Source organism: Paenibacillus sp. EKM211P (genome assembly GCF_011066175.1).
Lineage (GTDB): Bacteria > Bacillota > Bacilli > Paenibacillales > Paenibacillaceae > Paenibacillus > Paenibacillus polymyxa.
The window spans coordinates 86,534-110,071 of the sequence record NZ_JAAMNS010000016.1 but is presented as its reverse complement, the minus strand read 5'-3'; the positions used below and the strand labels follow the sequence as shown (position 1 = coordinate 110,071).

25 protein-coding genes and 1 riboswitch are annotated in these 23,538 nt (G+C 44.3%); of the genes, 6 read left to right on the top strand and 19 right to left on the bottom strand.

Features of this window, described 5'->3' with window-relative positions:
• Window positions 1–177 precede the first annotated feature (177 nt).
• Window positions 178–417 (bottom strand): helix-turn-helix domain-containing protein, encoded by a 240-nt coding sequence (locus G9G57_RS20445; protein WP_103042464.1) that lies wholly within the window; start codon window positions 415–417, stop codon window positions 178–180.
• A gap of 88 nt (window positions 418–505) precedes the next feature.
• Between G9G57_RS20445 and G9G57_RS20440 the strand changes: the two genes are divergently transcribed.
• Window positions 506–721 carry a helix-turn-helix transcriptional regulator gene (locus G9G57_RS20440; protein WP_016820733.1) on the top strand — a complete coding sequence of 72 codons (216 nt, stop codon included), beginning with the start codon at window positions 506–508 and terminating at the stop codon, window positions 719–721.
• A gap of 270 nt (window positions 722–991) precedes the next feature.
• Here the strand turns inward: G9G57_RS20440 and G9G57_RS20435 are convergent, their stop codons facing one another.
• Genes G9G57_RS20435 through G9G57_RS20425 form a run of 4 tightly spaced genes read right to left on the bottom strand, consistent with a single transcriptional unit; the run spans window position 992 to window position 3,048 of the window.
• Window positions 992–1,726 (bottom strand): hypothetical protein, encoded by a 735-nt coding sequence (locus G9G57_RS20435; protein WP_016820732.1) that lies wholly within the window; start codon window positions 1,724–1,726, stop codon window positions 992–994.
• A gap of 5 nt (window positions 1,727–1,731) precedes the next feature.
• Complete coding sequence (locus G9G57_RS26260) at window positions 1,732–1,863, bottom strand: hypothetical protein (RefSeq protein ID WP_016820731.1); 132 nt, start codon at window positions 1,861–1,863, stop codon at window positions 1,732–1,734.
• Window positions 1,836–2,306, bottom strand: coding sequence for an accessory gene regulator ArgB-like protein (locus G9G57_RS26460; RefSeq protein WP_421930426.1), 471 nt, complete (start codon window positions 2,304–2,306; stop codon window positions 1,836–1,838). The genes G9G57_RS26260 and G9G57_RS26460 overlap by 28 nt, the downstream gene beginning before the upstream one ends.
• Window positions 2,307–2,334: 28 nt before the next feature.
• Window positions 2,335–3,048 carry a hypothetical protein gene (locus tag G9G57_RS20425; protein WP_016820730.1) on the bottom strand — a complete coding sequence of 238 codons (714 nt, stop codon included), beginning with the start codon at window positions 3,046–3,048 and terminating at the stop codon, window positions 2,335–2,337.
• A 266-nt stretch (window positions 3,049–3,314) separates the two neighbouring features.
• Here G9G57_RS20425 and G9G57_RS20420 point away from each other — a divergent pair, with 266 nt between their 5' ends.
• On the top strand, window positions 3,315–3,548 hold the full coding sequence (locus tag G9G57_RS20420; protein WP_031461564.1) for a helix-turn-helix transcriptional regulator: 234 nt from the start codon (window positions 3,315–3,317) through the stop codon (window positions 3,546–3,548).
• A gap of 133 nt (window positions 3,549–3,681) precedes the next feature.
• Here G9G57_RS20420 and G9G57_RS20415 read toward each other — a convergent pair whose 3' ends face one another.
• From G9G57_RS20415 to G9G57_RS20395, 5 genes are all read right to left on the bottom strand, one after another.
• On the bottom strand, window positions 3,682–4,437 hold the full coding sequence (locus tag G9G57_RS20415; protein WP_019687402.1) for a DUF4247 domain-containing protein: 756 nt from the start codon (window positions 4,435–4,437) through the stop codon (window positions 3,682–3,684).
• A 13-nt stretch (window positions 4,438–4,450) separates the two neighbouring features.
• Window positions 4,451–4,957 (bottom strand): DUF4178 domain-containing protein, encoded by a 507-nt coding sequence (locus G9G57_RS20410; protein ID WP_017427734.1) that lies wholly within the window; start codon window positions 4,955–4,957, stop codon window positions 4,451–4,453.
• Between the two features lie 24 nt (window positions 4,958–4,981).
• On the bottom strand, window positions 4,982–5,389 hold the full coding sequence (locus G9G57_RS20405) for a DUF350 domain-containing protein (protein WP_013371429.1): 408 nt from the start codon (window positions 5,387–5,389) through the stop codon (window positions 4,982–4,984).
• A 129-nt stretch (window positions 5,390–5,518) separates the two neighbouring features.
• Entirely contained in the window at window positions 5,519–6,187 is a 669-nt protein-coding gene (locus tag G9G57_RS20400; RefSeq protein ID WP_013371430.1) for a PspA/IM30 family protein, read from the bottom strand.
• 86 nt (window positions 6,188–6,273) lie between these two features.
• Complete coding sequence (locus G9G57_RS20395; protein ID WP_103042466.1) at window positions 6,274–7,296, bottom strand: NADH:flavin oxidoreductase/NADH oxidase; 1,023 nt, start codon at window positions 7,294–7,296, stop codon at window positions 6,274–6,276.
• Window positions 7,297–7,599: 303 nt separating this feature from the next.
• Between G9G57_RS20395 and G9G57_RS20390 the strand changes: the two genes are divergently transcribed.
• Complete coding sequence (locus G9G57_RS20390; protein WP_103042467.1) at window positions 7,600–8,406, top strand: polysaccharide deacetylase family protein; 807 nt, start codon at window positions 7,600–7,602, stop codon at window positions 8,404–8,406.
• A gap of 199 nt (window positions 8,407–8,605) precedes the next feature.
• Here the strand turns inward: G9G57_RS20390 and G9G57_RS20385 are convergent, their stop codons facing one another.
• From G9G57_RS20385 to G9G57_RS20375, 3 genes are all read right to left on the bottom strand, one after another.
• Window positions 8,606–9,274, bottom strand: coding sequence for a 3D domain-containing protein (locus G9G57_RS20385; protein WP_103042468.1), 669 nt, complete (start codon window positions 9,272–9,274; stop codon window positions 8,606–8,608).
• A 6-nt stretch (window positions 9,275–9,280) separates the two neighbouring features.
• A riboswitch (cyclic di-AMP (ydaO/yuaA leader) is annotated at window positions 9,281–9,450 on the bottom strand.
• 243 nt (window positions 9,451–9,693) lie between these two features.
• Complete coding sequence (locus G9G57_RS20380) at window positions 9,694–10,416, bottom strand: amino acid ABC transporter ATP-binding protein (RefSeq protein WP_013371435.1); 723 nt, start codon at window positions 10,414–10,416, stop codon at window positions 9,694–9,696.
• Window positions 10,403–11,866, bottom strand: coding sequence for an ABC transporter substrate-binding protein/permease (locus tag G9G57_RS20375; RefSeq protein ID WP_017427733.1), 1,464 nt, complete (start codon window positions 11,864–11,866; stop codon window positions 10,403–10,405). Before G9G57_RS20375 ends, G9G57_RS20380 begins: the two co-directional genes overlap by 14 nt.
• A gap of 148 nt (window positions 11,867–12,014) precedes the next feature.
• Here G9G57_RS20375 and G9G57_RS20370 point away from each other — a divergent pair, with 148 nt between their 5' ends.
• Together G9G57_RS20370 and G9G57_RS20365 are read left to right on the top strand one after the other, a co-directional pair.
• Window positions 12,015–13,193 carry a M20 family metallopeptidase gene (locus G9G57_RS20370; RefSeq protein ID WP_025365012.1) on the top strand — a complete coding sequence of 393 codons (1,179 nt, stop codon included), beginning with the start codon at window positions 12,015–12,017 and terminating at the stop codon, window positions 13,191–13,193.
• 39 nt (window positions 13,194–13,232) lie between these two features.
• On the top strand, window positions 13,233–14,303 hold the full coding sequence (locus tag G9G57_RS20365) for a hypothetical protein (protein WP_103042469.1): 1,071 nt from the start codon (window positions 13,233–13,235) through the stop codon (window positions 14,301–14,303).
• 77 nt (window positions 14,304–14,380) lie between these two features.
• Here the strand turns inward: G9G57_RS20365 and glgA are convergent, their stop codons facing one another.
• Both glgA and glgB read right to left on the bottom strand, forming a co-directional pair.
• Entirely contained in the window at window positions 14,381–15,832 is a 1,452-nt protein-coding gene (gene glgA / locus G9G57_RS20360) for a glycogen synthase GlgA (protein ID WP_164965481.1), read from the bottom strand.
• 21 nt (window positions 15,833–15,853) lie between these two features.
• The gene (gene glgB, locus G9G57_RS20355; protein ID WP_107733526.1) at window positions 15,854–17,779 is read right to left on the bottom strand and encodes a 1,4-alpha-glucan branching protein GlgB; all 1,926 of its coding nucleotides are present in this window, start codon (window positions 17,777–17,779) and stop codon (window positions 15,854–15,856) included.
• A gap of 237 nt (window positions 17,780–18,016) precedes the next feature.
• On the opposite strand from glgB, the gene G9G57_RS20350 reads away from it, so the two are divergent.
• Window positions 18,017–19,243, top strand: coding sequence for a glucose-1-phosphate adenylyltransferase (locus tag G9G57_RS20350; RefSeq protein ID WP_017427730.1), 1,227 nt, complete (start codon window positions 18,017–18,019; stop codon window positions 19,241–19,243).
• 79 nt (window positions 19,244–19,322) lie between these two features.
• Here the strand turns inward: G9G57_RS20350 and G9G57_RS20345 are convergent, their stop codons facing one another.
• The 4 genes from G9G57_RS20345 to G9G57_RS20330 are packed head-to-tail and all read right to left on the bottom strand — an operon-like array spanning window position 19,323 to window position 23,506.
• Complete coding sequence (locus G9G57_RS20345) at window positions 19,323–20,753, bottom strand: sensor histidine kinase (RefSeq protein ID WP_102998006.1); 1,431 nt, start codon at window positions 20,751–20,753, stop codon at window positions 19,323–19,325.
• Window positions 20,750–21,448, bottom strand: a complete 699-nt coding sequence (locus G9G57_RS20340; protein WP_016820715.1) for a response regulator transcription factor — start codon at window positions 21,446–21,448, stop codon at window positions 20,750–20,752. The genes G9G57_RS20345 and G9G57_RS20340 overlap by 4 nt, the downstream gene beginning before the upstream one ends.
• 1 nt (window position 21,449) lies before the next feature.
• The gene (locus G9G57_RS20335; RefSeq protein ID WP_164965480.1) at window positions 21,450–22,784 is read right to left on the bottom strand and encodes a hypothetical protein; all 1,335 of its coding nucleotides are present in this window, start codon (window positions 22,782–22,784) and stop codon (window positions 21,450–21,452) included.
• Window positions 22,781–23,506, bottom strand: coding sequence for a phosphonate ABC transporter ATP-binding protein (locus G9G57_RS20330; RefSeq protein WP_031461573.1), 726 nt, complete (start codon window positions 23,504–23,506; stop codon window positions 22,781–22,783). The genes G9G57_RS20335 and G9G57_RS20330 overlap by 4 nt, the downstream gene beginning before the upstream one ends.
• Window positions 23,507–23,538 lie beyond the last annotated feature (32 nt).

Genomic DNA, 23,538 nt, shown 5'->3' with positions numbered 1-23,538 from the left:
AAAATACCCTCTTTCTGTTATAACGCTAAAACCGTTATCTGGCAAATCCGAACGGTGTTTATTGGATACTGCAAGTCTCTATCCGCCAAAAAACAGCCTGAATATCACATCGCGGCTGTTTTTGGTATATTTTGGTTTTTTTGTTTTGCATGTCATTACGTCAGTTTTCTACGTATATTAGGTTATATTATTTTTACCGAAATAGATTGAATCTATTGAAACCTCATACAACGAGGACATTTGCTGCGCTCGAGCTATTGTTAAATCCGATGAATCTTCCTCTATATGTTTTAATTCATTCATTGACATACCAAGTATATTGCAAGCTATTAACTCACTATAACCTGAAGCGAGTCGTGCCATCTTTATTGTATAAAAGCTAGTGCAAGTTACATCTTCATTTTTATCTGCAACCATCCAATCAACTCCACAATATAATTGATAAAAAAGTAATTTACCTGTATACTCTGAACGAAACACTTTTCCCCTGTTAGGAGCAAGTAAGGTGCAAAAACTTACTCGGGGGAAATGCCTTTTGAAAGAGGAGCTCAAATCTCATGGACGCACTCAATCATGGCTCGCCCGACGAACTGGATATTCGCGGCAACAAATATCCAACTGGATCGCGGGACGTGACAAAATGTCATTCGAGGCGGCAGTCCTCATTTCTAGGATATTGGAGTGTAAAGCTGAGGACTTATATGAGTGGGAACTTGCCTGACAAACAGGCATTTCCTTCGGGCCGTTTGTACATGCCGGCATTTACATTATATATCCCGCTTTCACCCTCCTTTTCTTATATGTAGATTGTTTTCATCTTAATTTAAAAGATTGTTATTTTTTTCATAATCAAATTTTATCACATAGAAAATGATTAAAAACGGGAAATATGTCGAATTAAATCGAACCCGTCCGGCTTATCCTAGTCTAACTGATTATTGACTTATTCATTTAAATCTGGTAACAAAAATGACCCCTGAATTTTCATGGGTCATTTCCACAATTTTTTAAGTGCTTTAAGTTTATTATGAGACATCGAGCAAGTGAAGTCTGATCCTTCGAATCGTACCAAACCTCCAAATGCGTTAGACTCAATCTCACAAACCAATTCTAGGTTTATCAGGGTGTCTTTATAAGCAGGATATAGATACGGAAAAGCCTCCCTGCAAGCTTGTGCGGTTAGCCCGATTGAATAAGAGCGATCTCCAGAGTGAAAACGCGGGACATAATAATTTTTTTTTGGTTCCCACATATCCACACTAAGCATATTCCCTACTTTAAAAAAACCGCTCACTGCCGCTTTACCCACTACCTTAATTTCCGATCCGAAAATATAACGAATTTCTCTATCGGCATTCATTGCATTCTCATATATTTGTTTCCATCGAGATAAATTTGCTGAATTTATACTTTCTTTAATGTCTTGATTTTTAAAAACAACCTGCCCCCCTCCATAATCTCCCGTAACGATCTTGTCCACTTGTGTGATGTTAACCAAATTAGATCCGTCCAAATTGCAAAAAGTGGGTAAGCCTACGGAACATTCATGGAGGGTGGTGGGAACTGTAAATCTTCCATGAGAAGTATGAAAAAGCGGGATGTGATAATTGCTTTTGGGCTTCCACAATTCAATCGCAACTAGGTGATTCTCACAAAAAAAAGAGCAATCTCCAAGTGAATTGTCATCAAGCAATGGAGTAGCTAGGATTCGCTTTCCCTCTTCCATTAAATTCAGTTCTTTTCTGTTTTCTTCAGCTCAGCTGGTACAGGTTTAGCGCCAAAAATTGTTTTTTCTTTTTTGGTAGACTCGTTAGCGTAATTACCAAGGCTTATACTTAAAGCTCTCGCCAATTTCTTATCCATTTTCGCTCACCTCCTTTCCATAAAGGAAGAATACTGAATGCTTGTATAATTAAAGATAAACATATTATGTGAGATTGTATAAAAAAATTTAATATGCAAACCAAAATACATATCGTTTTATAATATTTGTGATGTTTGGTCTTGTTAATATAGATAAAATGATTGGGAGCATATACTACAAACATTAATAATGAACAAGCGTTAATTATCAAAATCGTTGATAAACTTAAAGAGACGAAAGGTATAGTTACACATATGGCCGTTGTAAAACAGACACAAAGGGTAAGGTTGCTGAAGTGTACCCCTCCTGAAAATCTCCTTACAAACATGATTGTAGCCAGGGCTAGTAATGCCCCAAAAAAATGTCCTGTTATCCAGGCCATAACTGCGACCATTAGTACTGCCGAAATTTCGGTAATTTTCACACCAATCGCATACTCCATCACTTCTACACTTGTAGGTCCATCAGGATCAGCTTTCTTTATTTCTGATGCGATGTGCCTCGATAGCGTTTCTAGCATCCTCGTAATCTCCTTTCTCTGATAAGAAGTACGAAATTCCAAAAGTCAGCAATGAGATGGAAAGTAGTCCTATCGTATTGGAGTTATAGAGCATATACAAAGTAACAAGAATCGTGACAAATGATATTAAGGAGCCTATAATGAACATTTTATTAAGGGGTGATAGGTAATTTTCACCTTTCAAAAAATCATGTGGGGGCTGAATGATAAATGAGAAACCAAAGTTGTATTTCCCCATGACAAAAGAAATAAAGTACGCAGTAAAAATAGAAGCTAGCTGTATAACGTAAATGGAAGAGCCAGCTGTATCACTTATAACACCCGGTTGTGCTACTCCGAAAAAGTTTGCAAAGATATATACAAATAGCTGTAGATTAATGTAAGCTGTAAGACCGGAACCAGCAGAAAAAGCCGCAAGATATGTTTTGATTCCTAAACCAAATCTTAAAAAGAGAACCATTAATAAATACTGGAGCGGAAAATCAAATTTAGGCATGCCTATAACTTCTCTCATGAGAAAGGAAAACAAGGCTATGCCCATTGCATAGAAAATTATTTTTCTTCGATTTTCCCACACGGGAAGCATATAAAGCTTCAAGACCAAAGTAACTGCCGCTAAAGCATCGAAAAAACCAAGTATAATATATAAGAAAGCAGATAACACAGTTACATCATCCTCCTATTTCGCCTGATGTAATTGTATATTTTACTAATAGATGTGGCAATGAAATAATCTAGTAAACTGGAATTTTTTGTATGACTATAAGATGAAATTTTCTTCCCCTGGCTTTCTTTTTCAAACTCGACATCCATTCGTGGTAATAAAAAAAGTCACCCCAAGTGAGCGACGTTGCTTTTGCCAATGTATTATGTTGGTTTTTTTTCGATATCAAGGTTATAATCTACTTAATTTGGGGTGGAGGGATTATTGTGGCTTTAAGTGACAATTTCAAAAAATTACGTATAAAATATCATTTGACTCAACAAGAGCTTGCTGAGATCGCTGGGGTTACCAATAAAGCAATTTCAGCTTGGGAGAGCGGACTTTCTGAACCACGGATGGGTGCTATAGAAAAGATAGCTCGTCATCTCCATATCAAAAAAAGCAGTATCATTGAAGAAGATGGCATTGAGCACATAAGCCCTGATCGCAGGTCAAAGTAGACGGCAATAAAATCGAAGTGAGGGAGCATCCATTCAATTTACATTAGTAAATGTTAAACAACAAAAAAAGGAACTGTGCAAGACAGTTCCACAGTTCCGCAAACAACTTTAGAAGAAAATAAAATATTACCCATCATCGTCGACTTCGCCGGCTAATTTTACCTGAGCCGCTGCGTGTTTTAGGCTTACTATAAGATTTGCGCGGTGAATCAAATATGCTGGAACCACCGCTGCTGCCTCGGTCACGTGAAATCGAGCCTCTGCTCGGTGAACTGCTGGAGCCTCGATCGAATAGACTTCCGCTTGATCCAACGCTGGAATCCGAATTTTTTCCTCTACGGGTAACTGAACCTTTTCGTTCCACCGTTATCGGCGGGATCGCTTTTTTCTCCTGTGCTGTTGGAGCACGATATTGCCCTTGTGAAGGTCGGTATACATCTCTGCTCGAATAACCTCGATAGGAGCCAGACCCCCGCAATGAATCGAACAGAGCATCCAGCACAGTTGCAGTTAAGTATCCTTTTAGAAAGCTGGAACTGTAATTTTGCTCGACATACTTTTTACTGTCGATTTCAATGAGTGTATCTTCCTTCTTAGCTGGATCTTGCTGCAAATGGTACCATTCATCGCTGTATACCAGAAACATCCGCTCATTGCTCTGAGGCGATATTTGTTCCGGTGTACGCTGTTCTTTCAATTCCTCCGCTACTTCGGGAACCGTTTTGCCTGCCGCCCGATATACGTACGAGGTCGAGTTTCCGCTACCACTAACGGATTCCAGCGGATACGTATCTTTCACATTTGGCGCCCCGCAGCCGCTTAGCACGGATACGAACAAGCTCAGCGCCACAATGACCTTTAATGCATATTGCCAGGTGCGTTTGCCCATGTGTAACCCTCTCCTAGCTAGCCCGAATAACCTTGACGTCTCCGGTAATCACTTCTTCTCCTTCATAAAGCATAAAGCGACCGTCCTGCCACTCTACCCGCAGTAGATGGTAATCATCAGACTGGTACTGCCAAACATGTTGCTCTCCCCCCTGCCGGAAAGGAGCACGGCCCATAACGGTAACATGCCCAAAATACTGTTCTTCCAAATGATACGTTGTATCATCCAGTTCTAAAATGGTCGGTACTTCCTCCGGGTTGTCTAGTCTGCCATCGATGGCCTGATATAGTCCGAATTGGAGTGTTTCCCGTTCCTCAATATGAAGATAACTCACTTGATTACCATCCTGAAGCGTCAAAACAACGGCATTCCGAGCACGATTATGTACACGACCTACCACTTCATAGGTGACAAGCGACACTTCACAAATATCACCAGGATTTAAGTGAAGCATGCTTTTTTCCGCTTTCGGCGGTTCAGGCTTGGCAAATAGATTTGAAATTCGTTTCCATACACTCATGGTCATATTCCCTCCTTACTTTGCCTAGAAGCATGCTGTAATGATCAAGGCACCCACCAAATGCAGCGCTCCTGAGAACAAGCCGAAACCAATTTTACCTTCTTGGGTACCTTTATCCAAATCAAACTGTGCCCAATACCGCAACAGCAGACGCACAATCACTTCCAAAACAAGCAAGATGATAAAGGCAATCACAGAATACACAAGCGCTTCGAGCAAATTATTAGCTGTAGCAATTGAACCCGATAAAATGTATCCTTGTGCAATCAGCTTCATAATCATCCGGACTGTTACAGCCATATTTCCGGCTTTTACTTCGGCAAAATCCTTATACTTTGTAAATAAAGAATCGACATACATTAATACGAACAGCAAAATAGCACCTGCGCCCGTCCATACCAGCATCGCTTTCATCGTTTCTAAAAAATGCATTTGCTACCATCCTCCACATCTTCTTGACTACATATATTGATTTACGCCCCCAGGCAGGGAAAAGCGAAGGAGATAACGTTTCTCCTTCGCTTACTGAGCCATCACACTAGCGGCAATGCTTAAAAGTTCTTATTTATTTTCGTATTGTTTCAGCAAAGCAGCAAGTTCGTCGTCCACAGCACTTTTCTTATCCAGCTCTTTGAACTCTTCATCCAGCGATTTTTCCTTGGAAGCCATTTCGTTGCTCGCTTCAGCACGTGCTTCTGCTTGCAGCATTTTTTCCTCCATACGCTTTAATCCAGCAGTTGCCGTATCCGAGCTAAAACCATTCATCGCTTTGTTAATTTCGGTTTGCGCTTTAGCTGCATTATAACGGGCAACCAGTGTCTCGCGCTTGTTTTTCATTTCAGTCAGCTGTCTGCGCATTTCATCCAGCTTACCACGCAGGTTGTCAGCTGCAGCTTTGTTTTGCTCATAACCAGCTTGGAACTCGTTCATTTTTTGTTCGGCAGATTTCTTTTCTTCCAGCGCACGACGAGCAAGATCCACATTTTGTGCTTTTGCAGCCGTATGAGCCTGTTCTTCGCGTTTTTTCACCAAAGCTGCCTGTTCTTCGTATTGCTGTTTAAATCTCTTTTCAATAGCAATTTGAGCGGCTACCGCTTTCTCTGCGTCTTCCAGATCCTCTTGCATATCACGAATGTATTGATCCGTCATTTTAACTGGATCTTCTGCCTTGTCGATAATGGCGTTAATGTTAGACATCGTAAGATCTCTTAATCGTTTGAAAATAGACATGTGAAGTTCCTCCTAGAATTGAATGCTTAAATTTTAAGCTCTGTACACATGTTTACGCAAGCTTTGCAAAGAGGTTTCAGAAATATCTAAAAACCGCGTAGATAAGGCTCTGGAATATCCGCCTGTACTTTTAGCGCCCGTGATGCATGCAGCGCCCAATAGGGATCACGCAGCATGGCACGCCCTATGGCTACCAGATCAGCTTCATTGTGCTGAACGACTCGGCGGGCATCCTCATAATCATCCAATAAGCCGACAGCAATGACAGGCACATTCAGTTTCTCACGGATGGTATGAGCCAAATCCACCTGATAACCAGCACGCGCAGACGGACCTCCGCTGGAACCAATCGGACCCTCACCACCAGAAGAAATATGGAAAATGTCTACACCCGCATCACGATATCGTTCCCCTATGGCTGCTATGTATTCAACATCATATCCGTCTTGGACATATTCTTTGGCAGATATCCGCATTAGCACAGGCATATCAGCAGGAAGTACCTCTTTAACAGCACGTATCACCTCAACACCAAACAGTGATAAATCCTGCCCATACTCATCTTCTCGGGTATTGGTTAAAGGAGAATGGAATTGATGGATTAGATAGCCGTGAGCGCCATGAATCTCTACCGTGTCAAAACCAGCTTCTACCGCCCGGCGCGCCCCCTCTTTGTAGGCTTGAACCAGTTCCTTGACTTCTGCTCGCGTCAAAGCGTGCGGCTCTTTAAATCGTTCACTAAAGGGGATCGAGGACGGGCCTACAGGTGGCTCAGCATCTTCAGCCTTGCGTCCGGCATGGCCTAATTGAATGGCAATTTTGGCACCATACTTGTGGACTTCCTCTACCATTTTACGATATGCAGGAATATGTTCATCACTCCAAATGCCCAAATCACGATCCGTAATGCGCCCATCCGGATGAACCGCTGTCATTTCCACAATTATGAGTCCAGTCCCTCCTACCGCGCGACTCACATAATGGACATAATGCCAATCCGTCGGTTTGCCGTCCTTGGCCTCCACGCTGTATTGGCACATTGGGGGCATGACAATCCGATTTCTTAAAGAAAGCCCCTTTAATTGATAAGGAGTAAACAAGTCGGTCACTTTTATCCATCCTTCCCTCAATTCCAAGTCTGTAGCATTATGAATAGCATCCCCATTATACACCAGCTGTCACGGTATACCGAATCCTTTGTAAGGCTAAAACTTACGAAAATGCTCCAGTTTTCGTTCATGTTTAAGAGAATATGCGCGTTTACTTCGTCATCTTCACGGATATCCGCTTCATGATGTGCTTCTCTTCAGTCGTGTAGGACTTCACTCAATCACCAGCATAATTTTAATAGGACAGGTACATAATAGCTGAGAGCACCACTAGGTACCACTGCACGGAAAGGGGGAATACAAATGCGGTACAGGGGAGTGTTGCCATGTTTAGCACTGTTACTAGCATTTTCAAGTTTTCCCGTTCACGCTGACACGCCTCCCAACATCGGAACGCCCCATCCCAAGGAAGCTGCTGTCGCTACTTCGGTATATCAAAGTAAAGATCGAGCTACTCCAACATTAGCGATGCTACGAAAAAAGCATGCGGACATTTTTAAAATGTGCGGCCCGCACACCCGCCAAATTGCCTTAACCTTTGATGATGTGCCCGATTCAAGGTATACGCCGCAGGTTTTGGACGTATTACACGCAAACGGTATTAAAGCTACGTTTTTTATCGTCGGCCATCGTGCGGAAAAGCATCCGGGGATCATACGCCGCATCATCCGCGAGGGTCATGCTATAGGAAACCATTCCTATACTCATCCGGATTTCAGGAAGGCCACACCAGAACGCTTTCGCCACCAGATTACAAAAACAGAACGCATTTTAGAAGCCAGCGCAGGTTTTCGGCCCAGATTGATACGACCACCCTATGGTGAAATCACGGAGCCTCAAATTCAGTGGGCGCGTCGTCATGGGTACATGATCGTCAATTGGAATGTGGACTCTCTAGACTGGAAGGGATTAAGCAAAACACAGATTCAGCGTAACGTGATCCCGGCTACCAGACCTGGCTCCATTATTTTAATGCATGCAGGTGGAGGTCAAAGTTCCAACTTGCAAGGTACTGTCCAAGCTTTGCCGGGTCTAATCCACTCTTTAAAAGCTAAGGGCTACAAGTTTGTCACAGTCCCCCGGCTACTTCACACATCGGAACGAAAATAACAGTATGTCTAAGCCTCGTATATACCAACAACGTAAAAAGGCTGCCTTGACGAGCAGAATGCTTCTGCTTGTAAGACAGCCTTTTTTAGCGATAAACGACCGTACTGATAAGAAGTCGTCCCAGTTATATGTTGTGTGCTATAATATTAAGTTTACATAATATATATTATGTTTAATGAAATCAAATATATGCACAATGCTATTTATCAATAACGTACAGTTTCACATTTTGGAAGCCGAAGTCGTTCACGAATGATTTGTTGCCAGGGATAAAGATATCAATCCGCTTTCCGGTAATAGCGCTGCCCTGATCACGGGCAACGGCTACAAAAGAATGGTCTGGCAAGCCGGGATGGGAATAGCCTGTAACTAGCACCTTTGTTCCCATAGGAATGACTTTCGGGTCTACTGCAATTGTACCCAGTTTAAGCGGATTACCGTAGTAATCGACTGCACCCCATTTGCCATTTTCATCAGCTGCGGCTGAATATGCTGTTGCTTTAACATCAACAACTTTACTGTAATTGAATGTTTTGCCCCATGCTTCAATTGTTGGCCTCTCATTCGCTGGTGCTTTCTCCGTAAGAAGCTGTGGTTTCGAATCCGAAGCCGCCTTCACACTTTTTTCGTCTGGCATTTTAATTTGTAGACCTGCATATATGTTGTTGGACGCAATATCCGGGTTAGCCTTCGTCAAGTCATCTACCGATACCCCATAACGTTGAGCAAGCAAAAAGAAAGTATCGCCTTCTTTGGCAGTATGAAGCGAAGCAGCATTTGCTACTCCAGCTGTCTGTGCCAATCCTGCAATCGCTGCGGCAAGCACCGCAAATTTCATGGTTTTTCCAATATGTTTTAAGTGTTTCAAAGATATGTACCTCCTCTGTTATGCCTGCGAAGTTAGCTGTCGGATTCGGACTCAGGAGAAGCCCTATGCTTGTGCAATTCACCCCTAGGCATATTCCACAACATCTATATGACGCATTGGAATAATTGCCGTTGTTACGTCCCCCGCACTTCCCATGGTTTGAGCCCAGCACCTGAGTAATTGTTATCATTGCTGCTGCCCCGGTAAGTTTTGGCTTACTGCATAATATCACAATTTTGTAACCTTATCTGCATGAAAATGTTGGGAATCTTGAACATCATACTATATCCATTACAATTTTGTCATCAAAAATCGGTTTTTTGTTACGAAAATATGGAGATATGGTGACAAAAGGAGAAAAGCCCTCCGTGAAATATCATCACGAGAGGGCTTTGTCAATAATTCATAAAAGCATTTTCTTACAGCACTTTAGCCAGAAAATCACGGGTACGATCATGGCTTGGAGTTCCGAAAACTTGCTCCGGCGTACCTTGCTCTATAATTTGACCGTTGTCCATAAAGATGATTCGGTCTCCTACCTCACGAGCAAAGCCCATTTCATGCGTCACGATCACCATCGTCATGCCGCCTTCAGCGAGCTTCTTCATCACATCCAGAACCTCTCCAACCATTTCAGGGTCCAGGGCAGAGGTAGGTTCATCAAACAGCATTACGTGCGGCTGCATGGCGAGAGCACGTGCTATCGCTATACGTTGCTTTTGACCGCCAGATAACTGGTTCGGGTAGGTATTCTTCTTATCCTCAAGACCCACGGTCCGCAGGAGCTCCAACGCAATTTTCTCCGCTTCTTTCCCCGATTGCTTCTTCACCTGCGTTGGTGCAAGCGTCAGATTCTGCAGTATTGTTTTATGCGGAAACAGATTAAAATGTTGGAAAACCATCCCCATCTTCTCCCGAGTCGCATTAATATTATGACCACGGGCCGTAATCGGCTCACCCTCAAACAAGATTTCCCCTTCTGTTGGCTGTTCCAACAGATTCATACAACGCAAAAACGTACTTTTCCCCGAACCACTCGGGCCGATAATGACGACTACTTCACCTTTGGCGATATCTATATCAATGCCTTTTAAAATTTCATTCTTACCGAATGATTTACGCAGTTGTTTAACGGTGATCACTGGCTCTCAACTTCCTTTCCCATAAACCCAACAGCTTAGATAAGCTGAATGTCATTACAAAATAAATAGCGGCTGCGATTACGAATGGACTTAAGCCTTCGTAGGTAATATTCTTAATGACCTGGGCTTGATACATAATGTCCACCATCCCAATGGTCGAAATAATAGAAGATTCTTTAATGATCGTAATGAACTCATTACCAATAGCAGGCAATATAGATTTAAATGCTTGCGGTAAAATAACGTGACGCATCGCTTTGCCTCGTCCCATCCCGAGCGAGCGGGCAGCTTCCATCTGTCCACGGTCTACGGCCTGAATACCAGCACGGAAAATTTCAGCCAAATATGCCGAACTATTCAGAGACAAAGTAATTATACCGGACTGGAGTGGCGTAAAATTAACACCTAACGTCAAAGCAACTCCGTAATGAATGATCATAAGCTGCACCAGCATAGGTGTGCCGCGCAGTATCTCTACATATGCGGTACCTAGCCACTCGATAATACGAATACCACTCATCCGTAGCAAGGATATGATCAGGCCAATAATGAATCCGAACAGTACTCCGAGCGCAGACAGCAATAGAGTGTAGCCGATACCCGTAGCGTAGAAACTGCGATATTTCAAAAATATATCTACAATGCTATTCGAAGAAACCTGTCTGTCAGCAGACAGTGCACTCGCTTCTGTAGAAAATTTCTCGATCGATCCGTCCGCTTTCAGGCGAGCCAACGTTTTATTTACTGAAGCAAGCAATTCCGCATTTCCTTTACGGATGCCTACAGCAGTTTCTGCTCCTTCATCTTCAGGTACTGCTTTGGCAAGTGTTACGGTACCGTCTAGCGTGTATCCTTTAGCAACGGTATCTTCGATTACAACCGCGTTGATACGCTTGGTCCGAAGCTGGAGTACCAGATCGGATATTTTATCCAATGAGGTTACAGAAGCATTAGGCACTTTTTGCGCAATTTCTTCCTGGATACTCCCCTTCTGCGCACCGAGCTTCTCTCCTTTTAGAGCAGCCATCGTTGAATATTTGTCTTTGTCCTCTGGACGTACCATAATGACTTGCTTGGAACGATAGTATACATCCGAAAAATCAATGCTCTTTCTGCGTTCATCCGTCGGTGTCATACCAGACAGCACCAAGTCTACGCGACCACTTTGCAGAGCAGGCAGCAAAGAGTCAAAACTCATGTCCTCTGGGACCATCTCTGCATCCAGATCCTTGGCGATTTCCTTGGCGATTTCAACATCAAACCCGACAATGGTATCCTGACCGTTAATAACTTTGTGAAACTCATACGGCGGGAAGTCAGCACTCATACCCACTACAAGTTTTTTCTGTGGCTTTCCTTCCGATCCGTATGCAGTGAGCATAGGAAGACCAGCCAACAGCAAGATAACCGCCGTCAAAACCAGGGCGGTAAAACGATATGCCTTTTTCAATCTTTTTTTCTCTCCTTAAATTCTTTATAATAAATAAGATTGTGTCATTATAAATGAATATGCATGATTATGCAATGAATGTTATAGTACAATTTTAGTATATCTATCGCAGTACCTACATTACAGCATATATAAAGGAGTTTTCAGCATGAATTTTAAACAGACCATTCAACACACCATTGAACAGCATGCCGAGCGGTTTAAGGACATTTCGTTGTATATAGGCGCAAACCCTGAACTTGGAAACGAGGAATTCCTGGCCTCTGCCCGTCTAAAAGAAGAACTTGCCTTTCACGGTTTTGAAGTTCAGGCACCCATATTGGGTATAGAAACGGCCTTTATTGCTACTTACAAAGCAGTCAAGCCTGGACCAGTTGTTGCTTTTCTGGCAGAATATGACGCGCTGAAAGGTTTAGGGCACGCCTGTGGACACCATTTGATATGCATGATGAGTACAGGCGCTGCCGTCGGTCTCAAATCGATCATCGACGAGACTGGTGGAGAAGTACGTGTATACGGCACACCTGCCGAAGAAACACGCGGTGCAAAAGTTCCGATGGCGGCGGCTGGATTGTTTGATGATTGCGACATAGCCATGATGACACATCCCTTCGATCGCTACGAAAAATCAGGAAAATCGCTGGCGATTGATGCTGTACAGTTCGAATTTTTTGGTCAATCCGCTCACGCTGCGGCCAGTCCGCACGAAGGGATTAATGCTTTGGACGCTGTGATTCAAACGTTTAATGGGATCAACGCATTTCGGCAACAGGTGAAAAGTACAGTGCGTATCCATGGCATCATTAATCAGGGTGGGCAGGCTGCCAATATTATTCCTGATTACGCCTCAGCTCAATTTTACGTGAGAGCCGCGACACGCCAAGAACTGAACCCGCTTACCCGTCGTGTTATTCAAATTGCTGAAGGAGCTGCTTTACAAGCCGGGTGTCGTTTGGAAACCTCCAATTATGAGACTTCTTATGATGAAATGGTGACTAACGGTGTACTCTCCGACACCTTTACTGCAAATTTGGTGCAGGCTGGTATTGCGCAAGAAGATATTACGGAAGGCGAAGATCATGGCTCTATGGATATCGGAAATGTATCACTTCATTGCCCTGCGATCCATCCGTACATTCAAGTTATTGACGAGAAGCATGCCTTGCATACACCAGAATTCCGCGATTTGGCGATGCAGGACCGCGCAATGGAAGGAATGCTCTTGGCCGCGAGGACCTTGGCATGGACAGCTTGCGATGTAATCACAAGTTCTGAGCTGCTGGCACAGATTAAAGAAGAATTCGCTCTACTGAATAGCAAAAGCTAAAATCGGAAATGCCGTCTTCTTGGAGAAAGGAGTGCCTTTATGAATAGTATGAGTAGCTTTTGGACGTTGTTTATTGTGGTTGACCTCATCATTTTTTGGTTTATATTCCGAGCAATACGCAGGAATCGTGGAAACAGAAGCACGCGCCGCCGGAATGCATTTTTCCTTAGTTCCCCGTCTCCTTCGTCACTCACGCAAGAGCGTCATCCAGAAATTACGGAGCTGAAGGAGCTGCTGGAGCGATCCATTCCAGCCTCCTATGCTCACAACGTAAAGCAACGTGTCATGGAAGCCCACCCTAATCTGACGGAACAAGAATATGACTGGCGCTGGCATGAGCTAAAACGATACTTCATGCTATGCGCGATTATGAATCGAGTGCCTATGTTCAGTAGTGATGTGGATGAAATATGGCACGAAATGTTAATGTTTACGCGCGAATACCAGCAGTTCTCGGAAGCTTTTTTTGGTCGTATGCTTCACCATGCTCCCCATTCGGGCGGCTCTCAGCCGATGCCAGAGGAGCGGGCGTGGTTTGACTGGTTGTATGTGGAATGCTTTGGCTGGAATCGCTATAGCGCCAGTTTGTGGGGAACTTTTTTTAATCATCCATTACCGAATGATGAGCTTTCACACTATTACAACCTGACAGCTTCAGCGCAGCCAGTAGGTGACCGATGGAATATAAGTGAAAATATAGGCATTTCAAAGCAGACACAACAAGCGATTCATAAGATAGTCCAACACCTCCGTGAGCGGGTAAATAAAGCTGTAAATGATCCTGAGGGCAAGCAGCTCCCCAAGATCAACTATTTGCAGGTTGACTATTTGCTACTGGCTGTTGTGTGGTATTCATGGTATCGGCCTGATGAATTTGCCATACACATGCACCCAGACTCTACAAGCAGTGCCGCCCTAGCCAGCTCATCCGGCTGTAGCTCTGCAAGCGGCTGCTCAAACTGGGATACACACCACTCGCACCATCATTCCTCCCATGACAGTTCTCATGGTGGAGGCTCTTCTCACCACGATTCAGGCGATTCTGGGAGTCATTCCTCTTGTAGCAGCGGATCTTCATGTGGAAGCAGTTGTGGTGGCGGGGGCGACTGACCGCAGCAAAAAAGGGAATTCCTCAGCCAGACACTGGCTAAAGGGATTCCCTTTTTTATTAGCACAAATATGGTATCCTACTCTGTTCCATCAATCTTTGCTAGCGAACGGTAAATATCCATATAAGCCTCGGCCGATACATCCCAACTGTACTCTCCTGCAAAGGCTGTCTGTGTAAGCTTGTTCCAATGCTCAGGTTGGCGATAGTAATCAACAGCACGACGAATGGTGTGCAGCATGTCATGTGCATTATAGTTCGTGAAACTAAAACCGTTACCTTCACCTGTGGATTCATTGTAAGCCTGTACAGTATCGTTCAGCCCTCCAGTTTCTCGCACTATAGGGATACTTCCATAACGAAGCGCCAGCAGTTGACTAATCCCACAAGGCTCAAACCTCGATGGCATAAGATACATGTCACTTGCCGCATATATTTTTCGTGACAGTGGCTCGCTAAAAGTAAGCTGCGCCGACATTTTCAGAGGATACCGTCCCGCTGCTTCCTGGAACCAGTGCTCAAAAGCCGGGTCCCCTGTTCCCAGCACGACAAACTGAATATCGTCATAATACAAGATTTCGTCAAGCACTCTCGTAACCAGATCTAGCCCCTTCATATCCACAAGTCTAGTTACCATTGCTATCATAGGTACGTCCGGACGCACCGGCAGACCTAGCTCCTTTTGCAAGGCAATTTTATTTTCCTTTTTCTTTGCCAGACTTGTGCGGTACTTTGTATAAATACGGTTGTCTGTGGCAGGATTGTAGCTTTGGGTATCAATTCCATTCACAATCCCCGTTAAGCGTCCCTGCTCTCCTAATTTACGAAGTAAACCCTCCATTCCGTATCCGTAAAATTCAGTTTGAATCTCCTCTGCATAGGTTGGACTCACGGTCGTGACATGATCGGAGTAAGTAAGCCCACCTTTCATAAAATTCAGTCTTCCATAATATTCCACACCTTCGGAAGTAAAATAGCTTCCATCCAAGTTAAGCAGCTCCGTTAAGACCTCATATGGAAAATCACCCTGATACAACAGATTATGTATCGTAAACACCGTGCGAATATCGTTGTAAAAGGGCAAATGTCGATAATCGGCATTCAGAAGCAGCGGAACCATTGCCGTATGCCAGTCATGACAATGCACAATATCCGGCCGAAAATTCAGTTCAGGCAGCACTTCCAAAATCGCCCGGTTAAAGAAGGAGAAGCGTTCGCCATCATCCATGTAACCGTAAATACCGTCACGACCGAAGTAATATTCATTATCTATAAAATAAACCCTGATCCCGTCCAACGTCAGCTCCTCTACTCCACAATACTGATCACGCCAGCCTACAGCTACATGCTTGACCGTTACCGGACGCAGAGACTTCTTATAGGTATCGGGAATGCCCGCATATTTAGGTAAGATGATTCGGACGTCGCATCCTGCCTGATGAAGTGCCTTTGGCAGTGCGCCAATAACATCAGCCAACCCGCCTGTTTTAATAAATGGATGTGCTTCTGCTGCCGCAAACAAAATGTTCATATGTGCTTCCTCCTTATGTGGTTAATCTACTTTTTTAGACCTACGTGGTGGTGTTTTCTTGAGTATAACGATGCCTAGGGGTGGAATCGTCACTTCCAAGCTGTGAAGCTGGCCGTGGTAAGGGATTTTGGAAGTACGTATCACCCCAGAGTTAAGCTGACCACTCCCCCCAAAGTCCTTATGATCGCTGTTCAGTAATTCCATATAGCTTCCTGCCTTTTGCAACCCAATTCGATAATTTTCTCTTGGCACAGGTTGGAAATTAATGAGGACAACCAGCGTATCTCCTGCTTTTTTGCCTTTACGTAAATACGTAATCACACTCTGTCCGCGGTCTTCAGCTTCAATCCATTGATAGCCGTCCCACGAATGGTCCAATTCCCATAGTGCCTTCTCCTGAAGATATAAATGATTCAGTGCTTTCGAATATGCGTGCAGAGACCGATGACTGTCATAGTCCAGCAAAAACCAGTCAAGCTGATCCTCATCCTTCCACTCAATAAATTGACCAAATTCCCCTCCCATGAATAAAAGCTTTTTACCTGGTGAGGTCATTTGGTAGCCAAGAAGTGCCCGTAGTCCGGCAAATTTTTGTTCATAGGTGCCCGGCATTTTATCAAGCAGCGACTTTTTACCATGCACAACCTCATCATGTGACAATGGCAGTGTAAAATTTTCGCTGTACGCATAGGCTATGGGGAATGTCAGCAAATTATGGCGATCGGGTCGTTGATCAAACTCTGATTCCATATAATCAAGTGTATCGTTCATCCAACCCATATTCCATTTGTAATTAAAACCGAGTCCTCCATCGCTTACTGGGGAGGTCACCATCGGCCAAGCGCTGGACTCCTCTGCCATCATGAGTGCGTATGGATAATAGCGGAATACCGTCTCATTCAGCTGTTGAAGGAAGGCGATAGCCTCCTCATTTTCAATCCCTCCCTTGGAATTGAGACAATATTGTCCATCCTGCTTTTCAAAATCAAGCCGTAACATGCTCGTCACTGCATCTACACGCAGACCATCAATATGGTACACATCCATCCAGAACAATGCATTGGAGATCAGAAAAGAACGTACTTCTGGCTTGCTATAATCGAATGTCAGGGTTCCCCAGCCGGGCTTTTCCGCAATTAGCGGGTCCGCGTATTCGAACAGCGGCGATCCGTCAAACCGTCTCAATCCATGAGCATCCTTGGCAAAATGAGCTGGAACCCAATCCATAATCACTCCAATTCCCGCCTGATGGCAACGATCCACCAAATACATAAAATCATGTGGTTCACCATAACGGCTTGTGAGTGCAAAATACCCGGTGAGTTGGTAGCCCCAGGAAAGATCATACGGATGCTCACTCAGCGGCATCAGCTCAATATGTGTATACCCCATATCTGTTACATAAGGCACAAGAAGCTCAGCCATCTCCCTGTATGTATAAAACGTACCATCTGCTTTTTGCTTCCAAGTGCCTAGATGAAGCTCATATATATGTAGAGGTTTACCATATGGTGCTCTACGTTTACGGCGCCAAGCTGCATCATTCCAAACATAACCATCCAATGAAGCTACCACTGACGCCGTAGCCGGTCTTACTTCAGCACGTACGGCGTAAGGATCTGCTTTCAGAAATCGTTCACCATTTGGACCTGTAATGTCGTATTTGTAAAATGTTCCTTGGGATATCCCCGGAAAAAAACGACTCCAAAAACCGGATTTGGGAACCCTATATAAGGAATCCTGTTCCCCATTCCAGTTGTTGCGATCTGTAGCAAGCCCGACATGGAGAGCATGAGGAGCCCAGACCGTAAAACGAACGCCCTGTTCTCCGTTCTCCACAGTAAGGTGGGAACCCAAAGATCGGTAGCTGTGATAAAGCGTTCCTTCATGAAACAAATAAATATCTTCCGATGATATCGTCTGTTGCGGAAGAGTTTGGTCTGTCATCACGTCACCACCCTTTTATGTTTTGTGAGTAAAAATGTATGAGTCGGTAATGCATTCGCTTTTGGGTCAAAGCTGACCTGAGTTATTACCCCATTCTAGCCACAATGAACAGAAAAATGACTAGGAAAAAAATAAACCTTAGTTTTTGGGGAATCTTATATACCTGATGGTTTCAAGAGTACCCCATACCGTTTATGTATGTACTACAACAGACAACTAAACCGGGAGGGAAACGAAATGTTTAATAAAGAATGCATTGCCATGCTGCTGGCAGGCGGAGAGGGACGCCGTCTTGCTCCCCTTACTTCAACGATTGCAAAACCCGCCGTACCTTTTGGCGGTCATTACCGGATCATCGATTTTCCTCTCAGTAATTGCGTAAATTCAAACATTGATACTGTAGGTGTACTGACGCAATATGAGGCGGAATCCTTGCACGAACATATTGGGGATGGGACTCCATGGGGCCTTACAAAAACGGATGACAAAGGAATTACCCTGCTTCCATCTTATAATACAGGTAACGCTGAATACTTAGGAACGGCAGATGCTATTCATAAGAATATCGAATATATTGACAGCCAAAATCCAGAGCATGTGCTTATTTTATCCGGTGATCATATTTACTATATGAATTATCGCGAGATGCTGAACTACCATAAGGAAAAAGGAGCTGCGGCAACCATTTCTGTCATGGAGGTTCCTTGGGATGAAGCACACCGTTTTGGTGTTATGAGCGCCGATGAAGATCTGCGTGTCACTGAATTTGCAGAGAAGCCGGAGAAACCCGAAAGTAATTTGGCCTCTATGGGGATTTATCTTTTCAAATGGGATTACTTAAGAAATTACCTGTTGGAAGACGCACAGGATCCTCAATCCAGTCATGATTTTGGCAAAGATATCATACCTAAAATGCTGGCGGACCAAGAATCTCTATACGTTTATGAATTCCAGGGCTACTGGAAAGACGTAGGTACAGTTAAAAGCCTATGGGACTCCCACATGGACCTGCTCCATGAAAATTGCGCAATTGACCTTCAGCGTCAAGACTGGCCGATGTATACACGTGAACGCCGCACAAGGCTGAGCGCGCAAAAGGTGCCTGGTCGTAAAATGCAGTCATTGGACAGCCTCCTGCATGATTCCTGCCAAGTAGAAGGCCAAATTGAGCGCTCTGTAGTGTTTAGTGGCGTCGAGGTGGGAAAAGGCTCATCCATCAAGGAAAGTATCGTTATGCCCGACACACGTATTGGGCGCAACGTGCATATTGAGCATGCCATTATCGGTGAAGGTGCTGTGATTCGTGATGGTGCTGTGATTAAAGGTAATCCGAGCGAAATTATGGTTATCGGACCCAATGAAACAGTATTTGGTAAAATGGCAGTACGGCCGCAAACTACACGTATGCTAAAAGAAGCCTATGAGCGTAACACACGCTTGCGTGCAGAAGGCTTTACTTCATAACTCTCCCTAAAATTTCAAACAGCCAGCCCTCCAATATAGTGAGGACTGGCTGTTTTTTTATTACCTCTTACAACTGACTCTAAATTTGCCCTTCCGAGAGTTGTGGTAGTTCCACGGCTGACTCTGCTTGCAGAGCAGGCAATGAAACCGTAATGGTGGTTCCAGCTCCCAATTCACTTCTAATGAGCATCTGACCGTGATGACGCTCAACAAACTGTTGCGATATTGCCAATCCCAGACCCGTCCCCCCATTTTGGTGGTCTACCTGGAAAAAGCGATCCCTTACTCTGGCAAGGTTTTCCTCACTAATCCCAATCCCTGTATCCTGTACCGATATCTCGATATTACCCTTAATGCGTTGAAGAGACAGATAAATAATCGAGCTTTCATGCGAAAACTTGATAGCATTATCTACAATGTTCAAAAATACCTGCTTCAGACGGTTACCGTCTCCATGAACGAGATAAGCCGTTTCCTCGGAATCCAGTTGAAGCTTGATCTGCTTCATTTCTGCCTTTGCCCATACGTTCAGCATAATTTCCTGCAAAAGCTCTCGAAGATCAACTGTTCCCATCACGAGCTTCATGGCATTTTGCTCCAGTTTGGAAAAATCGAGAATTTCCTCCACTAAGCCAATCAGCCGATCCGTTTCCTTGGAAATAATCTGCATCCCAATTTTCGTCTCTTCCGGGTCATATCCGCCAGAATTTAACGTTTCACTCCAGCCCTTAATCGAAGTAAGCGGAGTACGCAGCTCATGAGAAATAGAAGAAATAAAATCATCCTTGATTTGGTTGGTTCGGACAATCTCCTGTGCCATGTAGTTCAACGTCGATGCCAATTCACCCAGTTCATAGCGATAATCGCCTTTGATACGTGCATCAAATCGCCCCTGTGCCATCTGAGCAGATACATCGCGAATATTGTTAATCGGTCTGACAATGGAATTGGCAAGCCCTGTGCTTACTATAAATACAATAATCAGTACAGCTGCCATGATTCCCACCGAAAATAATGTAATGATGAATAATTTATCATTTACTAATTCCAACGAAGTCGTATACCGGATAATATACACCTGATCTCCGACGATATTGTCCAGTTTCTGAGATACCGCCATCACCTGCTGTCCCGTGCCGGGTTGCTTTCCGATCCATTTGCCCGTATCTCCAGCTAAGGCTTGTGTCACATCACTGGTTTGCACACTTAGATCCGCAGCAAAATTTGTCGAGTTATCAATTACATTTCCCTGTTCATCAAGCAATTGTAATTCAGTGAAGGGCAGAGAAAATGTATTCAACAAATACGATTGCAAAGACTGTTCTGGCTCTTTGAATTTGGATGCAAATTCACTTACCGATTCGATACGGCTTTCGATGTGTTTGTAAATGGAGTCGTAATAATACGACCGGAGTGCAAACATAAAAATGACTTCTACTAACAGAAGCGCCAAGAACACTACGAAAAAATAGTGAAGCACAATCTGTCGGCGGATCCCCTTTTTGATCATTGAGACTGACCTTTCCATTTATATCCATGTCCCCACACGGTTTGTAAGAAAGCCGGCTCGGATGGATTGTTTTCAATTTTCTGCCGCAGACGTCGGATATTCACATCTACAATTTTCGGATCGCCCATATATTCCTTGCCCCATACGTGGTCAAGTAGCACATCTCGGCTAAGCGGCGTATTTTCTTTCTCCAGAAAAAACTGAATCAGCGAAAACTCTGTCGGTGTCAGTTCGATCAGCTGCCCGTTTTTCTTAAATTGCTTAGCTATCAAATCCAGCGTGAACGGACCGGATTGGAAAGACACCTTGGCTGCTGTTTCACGATGTACATTTACCCGACGCAATAACGATTGGATACGTGCAATCAGCTCTGTTGGGCTGAAAGGCTTGCTCACATGATCATCAGCCCCTACAGACAAGGCATACACCTTATCCTGTTCCTGTACCTTGGCTGTCAGAAAGATAATGCCAATACGCTCATTCGTTTCCCGAATTCTCCGACAAACCTCAAAACCATCCATCCCAGGCACCATCACGTCAAGCAGCGCGATATCAATATCCCGTACCGTGTTCAAAATATTCAGAGCCTCATGCCCATCTGCCGCCTCCAGCACCTCAAAACCGTTACGTTTCAAGTTAATAACGATAAAGCTACGGATCGATTCCTCGTCTTCCATGATTAAAACTTTACTCACTCTATTCTACCTGCCTTTCCCCCATCTTGTTTTTAATGGTTTTACGTGGTTCCAGCTCGCTGGATCGCTTAATGCCAATTACCTGTGCGTTCGTTCGCCACAATTGGCTATAGCCTTCATTGTTTCGCTCCCATTGTGACAATGAGAAAAATTTAATTTCCGCTATTGTTTTGTCTGTATCATCCAGAATGAACCGCAAATAGCTGTCTTTCCTGGAAACCTTCGGATCAATAGTCACCTTGCCATGCAGCTCTTTCGGCAGTCTGAAGTAGACCTGTTCATTAGAATCACGATACTGTTGCTGCTTGAAAATCGTCCCTTTGGCCCCATCCCACTGATAGAACGATACAAAATAAGGAACTTCATCCAGCGGCCTGTTGCTCCAACCTTTAGGCTTCTCTAAATTCCCAAATTCGAGAATACCGTCACCATCCACATCACCACTGGCGATGGTAGCATCCTTAAAGGTAACATCCATAAGATTGAGCTTTCTGAGTTTGCCGTGATCCATCACGATAACATTGGAAACCGTAGTTGTCTCGGCAATCTTTGTATCAATAATGATCCCTTGCCTACCTTGGGCTACCTTACCAGCGACGACATTGTAGACGCCTAAAGCCTGACTGTCCAATTCCAACGATCCGATCTCCTTAAAGGTCCCTCCGCTGAACTGGAATGTTTTCACGGTAAAAAATTCATTACGACGGAGCAAGATAATCGTCAAGTCATTCAGATTGTCCCCGTTCAAATCCATCTTCTTATGGTTAAAATCGTCTACAACGAAGTCCGTATAGCCCGTTGCATATATTTTTTCCAATGTTCCTCCAGTATAAGAGTACACGATGAGGCCCTTCTGGTCCCCGTTCTCACCACTGTCTCCGCTCGAAAAACCTGCTACAATATCAAGCGTACCATCATTGGTTAAATCCACAAGCTTAAATGATTCCAACACCGTGCCTTCCCCATCAAACGTAAGCTTCTTTACCCACGTGCCGCCCTGATCTTCAAACAAGGCACCATGTATCTTTACACTCTCATCTGGTGTTTCATAAAAGAGCACCGCTTCATCTATACCATCATTATTCAAATCTCCCGTCCGAATTGGCGTAGGATCATCCGGATCATTCGGCCTTAAAGGCTGTACCGCCCCTAATTGCGTATTCACTGCTCCATTCAGCTGTTGTTTCTCATCAGACATCGTTGGTGTCTGCATCAGCGAAATCGGATCGCTAATCACATTACAGCCGCTTAGTAATCCAGCAAGGAGCAGCAAGGAACAGCAGCACGCCACCATTTTCAACAGCATTTTTTTCACTTCTCTTGCCGTCCCCTTCACAATTTGTTCTTTTCTGCCTGTGTCAATCGTCTTCCCTGGATATCAAACACCAGCTCGCCCTCATTCAGCCCCCAGATTCGGGAAGCAAAACGTTCAGCCATTTCCAGCGGCAGTACAGTAATGATTGTTACTCGTTCGTCAGAACACAGCTTGCGAAAGGTTTCCAGTACATGCGCTGCTGAGGCAGGATCAAGTCCATTTACAGGCTCATCAGCTAAAATAACCTTAGCTCCGTGAACGAGAGCACGCGCTGTGGCTACCCGCTGCCGTTCGCCGCCGCTGAGCTTGTCGCATTTATCATGCGCCTTATCCAGCAGACCCAGATCCTCCAGAACGTCCATCGCTCCCATATAATCGTCGGAACGCACCATACCAGTAACCATTCTCCACCAGGGGGTCTGACCCGACCTGCCAATGAGCACATTTTTAAGAGCGGTCCGATTCATATTAAGATGCGGATTTTGCTCCAGATATGCCCATTCGCGCTTTAATTTCATCTTGCCTGTCCACCCGGATTTCAGTACATCATTGCCTCCTACAATTAAACTGCCTTCTTCCCAAGATTCATGTAAAGCAAGACAGCGAAGAAGTGTCGTTTTACCGCTTCCGCTTGGCCCCACTATAGCAATGAATTCACCCTGATGAATTTCAGCATCAATCCCTCGAAGCAACGGGGTACGTTCAGGCCCCACGTGCTTGGTCAGCTTCCGAATTTTAATCATCTATGATTCCCCTTTGTCCGCCATCAATACAT